Annotated in this window: 8 protein-coding genes; 3 read left to right on the top strand and 5 right to left on the bottom strand. The window is 73.8% G+C overall.

Features of this window, described 5'->3' with window-relative positions:
- The 4 genes from rarD to eccE form a co-directional block, all read right to left on the bottom strand.
- The coding region (gene rarD / locus DLJ59_RS35995; RefSeq protein WP_124778568.1) for an EamA family transporter RarD at positions 1 to 868 on the bottom strand (868 nt) is incomplete at its 3' end.
- Positions 865 to 1,362 (bottom strand): GNAT family N-acetyltransferase, encoded by a 498-nt coding sequence (locus DLJ59_RS36000; protein ID WP_124778569.1) that lies wholly within the window; start codon positions 1,360 to 1,362, stop codon positions 865 to 867. The genes DLJ59_RS36000 and rarD, both read right to left, overlap by 4 nt.
- Before the next feature lie 127 nt (positions 1,363 to 1,489).
- Positions 1,490 to 1,876 carry a phage holin family protein gene (locus DLJ59_RS36005; RefSeq protein ID WP_124778570.1) on the bottom strand — a complete coding sequence of 129 codons (387 nt, stop codon included), beginning with the start codon at positions 1,874 to 1,876 and terminating at the stop codon, positions 1,490 to 1,492.
- A 60-nt stretch (positions 1,877 to 1,936) separates the two neighbouring features.
- A complete protein-coding gene (eccE, locus tag DLJ59_RS36010; protein ID WP_124778571.1) occupies positions 1,937 to 3,931 on the bottom strand; it encodes a type VII secretion protein EccE in 1,995 nt (664 codons plus the stop codon).
- Between the two features lie 201 nt (positions 3,932 to 4,132).
- On the opposite strand from eccE, the gene DLJ59_RS36015 reads away from it, so the two are divergent.
- Together DLJ59_RS36015 and DLJ59_RS36020 are read left to right on the top strand one after the other, a co-directional pair.
- Entirely contained in the window at positions 4,133 to 4,453 is a 321-nt protein-coding gene (locus tag DLJ59_RS36015) for a WXG100 family type VII secretion target (protein ID WP_030334170.1), read from the top strand.
- 21 nt (positions 4,454 to 4,474) lie between these two features.
- A complete protein-coding gene (locus tag DLJ59_RS36020) occupies positions 4,475 to 4,768 on the top strand; it encodes a WXG100 family type VII secretion target (protein ID WP_124778572.1) in 294 nt (97 codons plus the stop codon).
- Positions 4,769 to 4,853: 85 nt separating this feature from the next.
- Here DLJ59_RS36020 and mycP read toward each other — a convergent pair whose 3' ends face one another.
- Entirely contained in the window at positions 4,854 to 6,080 is a 1,227-nt protein-coding gene (mycP, locus tag DLJ59_RS36025; RefSeq protein WP_124778573.1) for a type VII secretion-associated serine protease mycosin, read from the bottom strand.
- A gap of 152 nt (positions 6,081 to 6,232) precedes the next feature.
- Here mycP and DLJ59_RS36030 point away from each other — a divergent pair.
- Positions 6,233 to 7,695, top strand: a 1,463-nt coding sequence (locus DLJ59_RS36030) for an SseB family protein (protein ID WP_208648958.1), incomplete at its 3' end; no start/stop codon positions are given.

The following is a 7,695-nucleotide window of genomic DNA, read 5'->3' on the forward strand; positions in this document are numbered from 1 at the left end:
GGGAGGTGCGGACGGCGTCGGCGGTGAAGACGATCAGGGCCAGCCAGACCAGCGCGAAGCCGGCCAGGCGGGCCGGCGGCATCGGCTCGTGGAAGATCAGCACACCGCAGCCGAGCTGAAGGATCGGCGCCAGGTACTGGATCATGCCGAGGCTGCTCAGGGGCAGTCGGTTGGCCGACCCGGCGAACATGAGCAGTGGAATCGCCGTGGCCACGCCGGCCAGCACCAGCAGCGCGGTGTGTCCGGCCGAGACGTGCCCGAAGGCCAGGTCCGCCTTCGCCGTCAGCCACCACAGGTAGCCCAGAGCCGGCAACGCCAGCACCGCCGACTCGACGAAGAGCCCCTCCGCCGCCGGCAGCCCGAGCCGCTTCTTGACCAGGCCGTACCCCGCGAAGCTGAACGCCAGGGTCAACGCCAGCCAGGGCAGCCGGCCGTAGTCCACGGTGAGCACCACTACCGCCGACGCGCCGATCCCGAGCGCCACCCACTGCGTCGGGCGTAGCCGCTCCCGCAGCACCGTCACCCCGAGCAACACCACGACCAGCGGGTTGATGAAGTAGCCGAGCGCGGTCTCCACCACCCGGTCGGAGTTGACCCCGTAGATGTAGGTGCCCCAGTTGACGGCGATCAGCGCGGCGGCGACGACGATCCCCGCCACCGCCCAGGGGCGGCGCAGCAGTGCCCGCAGGAAACCGACGTTGCGCAGCGCCGCCAGCAGCAGGGCCACGAAGACCACCGACCAGACGATCCGGTGGGCCAGGATCTCCAGCGGACCCGCCGGTCGCAGCAACTTCAGATAGAGCGGAAAGAAACCCCAGAGCAGGTACGCGCCGAGGCCGTAGAGGTATCCCAGGCGGAGAGGCGTCACGCCTCCACCGTAAGGGGCGTAGTGCTGCCTTGTTCCTTTCCGGTGATCGGCGTCACCGGAGGCCGCCGGTCGAGCTGCATCCACCGTTGCGGGACGTCCAGCGGCGTGAAGCCAACCCCCGCGTACACCTGGTGTGCGTCTTTCGTGCAGAGCAGGATCCGGCGTACGCCCAGCTCGGCCAGGTGGTCGCGGACCGCGCCCGCCAGCCACCCGCCGAGCCCCCGACCTCGGGCGGCCCGGTCGACGTACACGTCGCAGAGCCAGGCGAAGGTGGCGCCGTCCGTGACGACCCGGGCCACCGCCACCTGGCGGCCGTCCTCCGGCCGGTAGATGCCGAACGGCAGCGAGCCGGCGAACGCCCGCTCGGTGGTCTCCCGGTCCCGCCCGAGCGCCCAGTACGCGTCGGTGGACAACCAGTCGTGCACCAGGTCCAGATCGATCCGCGCCGGATCGGTGCTGAGCAGGTGGCCGTCGGTGTAGGTCAGTGAGAACATGCCGCGACGCTAACCGTCGAGATGGGCGCTCAGGCCGGCAAATTCCCGAACTCTGGTCATCGGCCCGCCGGAGCCCCGGACGAGGTCGGGGGCCCGGCGGGCCGGGTCGGTGCTGGCTGGTCGCCGGTCAGTCCCGGTCGAGGACGGCGCCGAGGATCCAGGTCACGATGCTCACGAAGAGGGCGCCCAGCACGGCTGCCGGCCAGAAACCGTCCACCGAGAACGGCAGCCCCGCCTGGTCGGCGATCCAGCTCGTGAGCAGGAACAACAACCCGTTCACCACCAGGGCGATGAGGCCCAGGGTCAGCAGGTAGAAGCCACAGCCGACGGTCTTGATGATCGGCTGGAGAACCGCGTTGACCACACCGAAGATCACCGCCACCAGAAGCAGCGTGGTCACCGTCTCGGTGGCCGAGTTCGAATCCAGAGTGATGCCCGGGATGAGGAGCGTGGCCAGCCAGAAAGCCAAAGCTGTGCTGGCCAGCCGAATCAGCAGACCTTTCAGAAAACCCATGGCGGGGATCGTGCCACGGACCACGCACTGACGTAACCCGGCAGCCGGCCATCCTGGTGATCAGCCGCGCTTCGGCGGCCCGATCAGTTGCGCCTCGATCGGAGTGGGGGAAAGCAGTGCCCAGCGCAGCGCCCGGCGGTTGACAACGGCCACCATGTCCGCCCGGATCCGGGTCAGCCACTCGGCCGAGCCGCCCAACCCGAGCGCGGCGCCGGCCAGGGTGGCCTCGGCGGAGGTCAGCGGCTGGAGCAACGCCAGATCGGCCCGACTCAGCGCGTCCACATCGGCCGGGGTCAGCTCGTCGCGTACGACCAGTGTGGCCCGCCACGGCGGACCCGGCGCGGCCTCAGCCGCCACCGGCCCGGCGTCCACGATCAGCAGCAGTGGACGCAGCGCGGTGCCCACCCCGTCGGCGACCGCCCGACCGGGCGGGAGCAACGGGATCGTGCCACCCGGCGCGCCAACCCCCCGTACGAACGGCTCCCAGGCGCGTGGTCGGGCGGTCTGCACCACCACCAGGGCACCCAGCGCCAGCGCCCGCAGGGCCACCAGTTGAGTTGCGGGCACCCCGCCGACCAGCAGCACACGGGTGCTCTCCGGCCGGAACAGTCGCACGGTGACGGCCCGGCCGTGCCGGTTGGTGCCGACCATCAGACCCGCGTCACCCAGGGAGAGCTCCCAGTCGTCCACCGTCGGGCCGGGCAGCGCCCCGAGCGCCGGTGGGCGGGGCCGCGCTCCGGACGCCGTCAGCGCCAGCGGCAGCGTGGCGGCCAGCCCGTCCAGGTGGGCGCCGTCGAGCCGTCGCAGCTTTCCGCCCAGGTCGGTCACCAGGCGGATCAACGCCTCGGTGGCCGCCGCCAACTCGGTCGCCGTCCCGGCCGCCACGCGTACCGTCAGCTCGGTCGACACTCCGCTGGTCGCTGACGGACCCGACGGCATCGTCATCGTCTGCGCCGGACCTGAGCACATGGACACCGTCGTGGTCGTCGCCGGCAGCGCGAGCAGGCGGGGCACCAACCGGCGTCCAGCCGTACCGCCCGGGTCGGGCCAATGGACCAGTAGGAAGGTGGCCTGGACCAGCGAGCCGGAACGGATCACCGGCCAGGTCTCCCGGACCGGTTCGCCGTCCTGGTGGGCCAACTCGCCGAGGACGCGCAGCGCCGCGGGCACCCCGAGTGGCCGCGCGGCCAACGACCCGAGGCGTCGGACGATCCGGCGGACCGTGCCGGCGAGCACCCGGCGCAGGTCCTCCTCGGACCAGCCGTTCACCCGCAGCACCCGGACGGCCACCACCGCCCGTTCCCGCCCGGCGAGCCGCCCGTCGGTGAGCTGCCGGTACGACGTGCCGACCGTGCCGCCGGCGCCCGGCACCGGTGCCGGTGCACCGGCGAGCAGCAGTTGGACCAGCAGCGGGGGGAGGTCCGGCCCGGCCGGTGGGAGCAACGTGGCCGGGGCGGGGATCGCCTGGGAGGCGTCACCCAGCAGGTCACCCGGGTCGCCGAGCTCCAGGAGCGCGACCATGCCGGTGGTGTCCTCCAGGACGGCGGCCGGCCCTCCGGTCAGCTCGGTCGAGCGGACGACGGTGCCCGGGGCGACCAGGTCGAGCAGTTCGGCCGCTCCGGCCGGCCCGGTCAGCGCCCGCCGACGGGTGAGGTGCCCGATGGCGGTGCCCAGCCACTCGAAGAGCCACCGCCCCCGAACCGGCACCCAGGCGGCCGCCACCAGCAGCACGGCCATCAGGGCGGCCACCGTGACGACCGGTGCGGGTCGGCCGAGGGCGACGAGGACGAGCGCTGCCGCGACCTGCGCGGCGACCAGTTGCCCGGCTCGCGTTCGTGCGCCCGCGCGGCGGCCGACCGCGACCCAGCGGTCCACCGGCGACCGGCGGCTGGGTCGGGATGCGGCGGTGCCCGCCTCGGGGCCGACCGGGGTCGCTGGGAGCGGCCCTCCGGTGGTGATCGCCGGCACCGTGCCTCCTCGACCAGTGGGGACCGGGTCGGGCGGCCGGCCGCCGTCCGACGGCCCGTCACGCGCCGCGACGTGGCTGCGGCACATCGTAAGCGACCGATGGCCGCTCGGTTGTCCACAGGGGAGACGCGTGGGGTAGCAGAACTGCTACGAGGTCGCTACCGTCAGCCACGAAGTCCTTCGCTGACCCGTGTCTCAGTGCTCGACGACCGGGCCAAGCGACGACGCGTCGCCCAGGGTGGGCGCGTCGACGGCCACGTGCGATCCGAGAGACGAGGTGACGTCCGGGTGTCCCAAACCAAGGCAGAAGCCGCGGTCATGCAGCAGACCGCCGCGAAGTTCGAGCAGGTGGACCAGTCGTTGCAGTCCATGCTGACCGGCCTGTTGGCCGAGCTGGAGGTGTTGCAGCAGGCCTGGCGTGGCGCTGGTGGCCGTTCGTTCGAGCAGGTCAAGCAGCAGTGGTCACAGGACCAGGCCGCGCTGCACCGCGCGCTGCGGGAGACCGCCGGTGCGATCCGCACCGCCGGCCGGCAGTACGACGTATCCGACGACGAGGTGGCCAGCCGGGTGGCCGGCACCAACCGCGGCGGCATCCAGTTGCCGCTCTGATCCCACTGGGGAGGGAATCCGATGGACCATGGTGTGCTGGTCGTCAACTTCGCCGCGCTACAGCAGGCCGGCGCTGACATTCAGAAGGCGTTGAACACCCTCGACACGCAACTCGGGCAACTCGAACGGGACGCCGCCCCGCTGGTGGCGAGCTGGGCGGGCGAGGCGCGGCAGGCCTACGAGCAGCGGCAGGCGCGGTGGCGCTCGGCCTCGCAGGACCTCCAGGCGATGCTGCGTGACATCAGGTTGGCGGTGAACGACTCCGCCACCGACTACCTGGACACCGAAAAGAAGAACACCGGGCTGTTCCAGTGAGTGATGTGGGCCGGGAGCGCTGACCGTGTCCGGGTCAGCGCCCCGCCCGCAGCCGGTCGGAGGTCAGGGCTGTGGGTGGGCGAGCTCAGGCCGGGCCGGCCGGACGCCAGCGTCGACGGGCGCCCCGGGGCACCACCAGGGCCAGCAGCGCCACGGTGACCGCCGTCATGCCGACCACCGCGCCGACCAGCAGGGCTCGGTCCCGCGCGGCGGCGCGGCGGGTCTGGCGGGCGAGTTGCGCCGGGTCGGCCCGATCGTCGGCGAGCGCGGCGACCGGCTGCGCACCGGCCGGCCGGCCGCCGCTGGTCTCGGTGACCGCCCGGTAGGGATTCAACACCCCGGCGCCGTACCCGCCGCCCCGGCCCGCGCCGGGAGCTGGATCGGCGGTGGCGATGATCCGCTCCACCACCTGGGCGGCGGTCAGCTCCGGCCGGTATTCCCGGAGCAAGGCGGCGGTGGCGGCCACGAAGGGCGCCGCGTAACTGGTGCCCTCGACCCGGTGGTGGCCCGCACCGGGGGCGGCGGTCAGCACCTCGCTGCCCGGTGCCACCAGGTCGACGTACGGGCCGGTCTGCGAGAAGGTCGCCCGTCCGCCGTCCGCCCCGATCGCGCCCACACCGAGCACCCCGTCGTAACCGGCGGGGAACGGTCGGGGGTTCCCGCTGTCGCGCAGGTTGCCGGCGGCGGCCACCAGCACCACGTTCCGGTCGACCGCGTACCGCACCGCCGCACGGACGTCCGGGTCGTCCGCGTACAGCACCACGGACAGGTTCACCACGTCGGCGTCGTGGTCGACGGCCCACCGGATGGCCCGGGCGAACTCGTCGGCGCTGACCGTACGCCCCGACTCCCGCCCCTGCACCACCTGTTGCTCACTCACCCGCACCGGCAGGATCCGGGCACCCGGCGCCAGCCCGCGAAAGGCGACGTCGGCGTGAGGTGCCGCCGCGATGATGCTCGCCACACCGGTGCCGTGCCCGGCGCAGTCCCGACCGCCGTCCCCGCCGGGGTCGAGCAGGTCCGTGCCGGCCAGCACCCGCCCAGCCAACTGCGGGTGCACCCGGTCCACCCCGGAGTCGACCACCGCGACGGTCACTCCGGCACCGGTGGCCAGTGGCGCGAGCCGAGCGGGGTCGTACCGCTGCTGTGGCCAGGGCGTGGCCGCGACCGGCCGGACGGGGGCCAGTGGGGTCGCACAGGCCGCCGGTGCCGCCCGGAGCCCGGCGGCGACAACGACGGTCGGAAGGGCCGGTACGGTCAACAGGCTGGCGGCCAGACCTGCGAGGACGGGGCGCGTGATCGATCGGGACATCGACACCCTCCGTATCGTGTCGGCTCCGGAACGGGATGTTATCGCCTCCTCCTCGCTCCGGCAGACCGCCGCCGGCCAGCCATTGTGATCTTGGTGCCACCTTGTAGGTTGTACGCGATACCTGTGGCCTGTTCTCGGAAGGGGAGGTGGCCGTGACCGAATGGGAGCCGGCCACGGAGGCCGAGGTGGCGATGCGCGACGCGCTGCGCGCCAACGACCAGGAGCTCTACTTCCGGCTCCTGTCCCGCACCGATGTGCTGCTGCCGGTCTCCGCGCCGACGCGGCCCGGCCAGCCACCCGCCGGATGGGGCACCTGGACCACCGGCGGCCGGACCCACGTCCTGGCCTTCACCTCCGCCGCCGCGCTGCGGGCGTGCCTCGGCGATCACGCCGGCAGCAACCGTCGCATCCCCTTCGCTGATCTCGCGGCGAGTTGGCCCAACCACGAGTGGTGGCTCGCCGTCAATCCGGGTCTGCCGGTCGAGGGCTACCTGCCGGCCTGGTTCGTGTCGCAGCTGTCCCGAGGCGACGTGCGACTGCCCGGGCGTGCCATGGGTGCCCGCGCTCGGCTGGAGCGGGCCGAGACGTTGGCCCGGACCCGGCCCGGCATGCCACCTCGGGACGCCGCGCCGGCCGCTGGATCGCCTCCGGCGACGGCGGCGACCTCGTCCGGGCCGGAGAGCGCTCCGATCTCAGCCCGAACGCCCACGCGGGGTGGAGCACCCCGGATGGGTGCCGCGGCGGCGCCAGCCTCGGCACCCCGGCCGACCGTTCCCGCCGAGCCGCCGCGCCGACCCGGCGACGAGGACCTGCCCGCCGCTGGCCAGCGGCACCCGACCGAGCCGCCCCGGCCGGCGCCTGCCACCGGAGCCCTGCCCCGCTCCGGCCGGCCGTCCCGGTTCACCCCGTTGGCGTCCGCCAGCCCCACCACCGATCAGCCCGGGCCGAGCATGGGCTGGCCGGCGGCACCCCGGCCGGCCGACGTCGAAGGCCCCGCCGCGGGCAGCGGCAACAGTGGCCCCCAGGCGGCACCTCGGCGCTCCTTCTTCGACCCCAGCCCGGCCCGCGATCCGGCCCCGAGTGGGGGTCGTCCCGGTGACCGGGCGGCCCCGCCGACCCGGTTCGGGCGAGGCAGCCAGCCCTTTCCTCGCCGCCGCCCAGCTGATGCGACGGCCGACGACACGGCGACGCGGGCCTTCCAGATGACCGCGGACCCGGCAGCCACCCAGCCGATCCGTCGGCCGGAGGGCGGCCTCGGCGCGTCCCGGGGGTTGGACGCGCCGCCATCCGGCGAGGAGGAGGTCACCCAGCCGCTGCCTCCGCGCCGGCACAACCCGCTGGCCGAGGAGCCCACCCGTGCGTTCCGGGTGACCGGTGAGCCTCCACTGACCGGCGCACCTGGGCGGCCCGGCCCGTCTGCGGAGGCGACGCAGGCGATCCCCCGGGACCGGCCGTCCCGGTTCGGGCCGGCGGAGGATCTGCCGGCGTCCGTCGCGGAACCGGTCTCCGGGCCACCCGCGCCGCGCCGCGGCTTCACGCCCATCGTCATCGAGGGCACCATCATCGAGTCCCGCGACCTCACCGACCCGGTCGAGGACAGCACACCGGTCGAGGC

It is taken from the genome of Micromonospora inaquosa (assembly GCF_003857055.1).
Taxonomy (GTDB): Bacteria; Actinomycetota; Actinomycetes; order Mycobacteriales; family Micromonosporaceae; genus Micromonospora; species Micromonospora inaquosa.